Origin of the sequence: Corynebacterium sp. UMB9976 (assembly GCF_030212265.1) — a bacterium.
Taxonomy (GTDB): Bacteria; Actinomycetota; Actinomycetes; order Mycobacteriales; family Mycobacteriaceae; genus Corynebacterium.
Genome location: NZ_JASODY010000112.1, coordinates 1 through 264 on the forward strand (window position 1 = coordinate 1; position 264 = coordinate 264).

Here is a 264-nt window from a genome sequence, read left to right on the forward strand (position 1 = left end):
CGTGGCAGCAATACGCGGTTGACCGGATCGAGATCCTCGATGTACTCCGGGAACACGTCGACGATGCCCGCGGCGTTCTGACGAGTGTCGTCCGGAAGCAGCTCCGGGGTAATGCCGAGATCACGGATGGCAGCAGCGGTGCGATGACCGACGGCTGCGATGCGGACTCCAGCGAACGAGCGCGCGTCCAAGCCGAATGCCTGGAACTTCTCCCACACTGCGGTGACAGCGTTGACGGAAGTGAAGACAACCCACTGGTAACGG

At 62.5% G+C, this 264-nt stretch carries 1 protein-coding gene; it reads right to left on the reverse strand.

From position 1 onward, the window contains the following. A partial coding sequence (locus tag QP140_RS10030; RefSeq protein ID WP_284759511.1) for a uroporphyrinogen-III synthase occupies window positions 1-264 on the reverse strand: 264 nt, incomplete at both ends.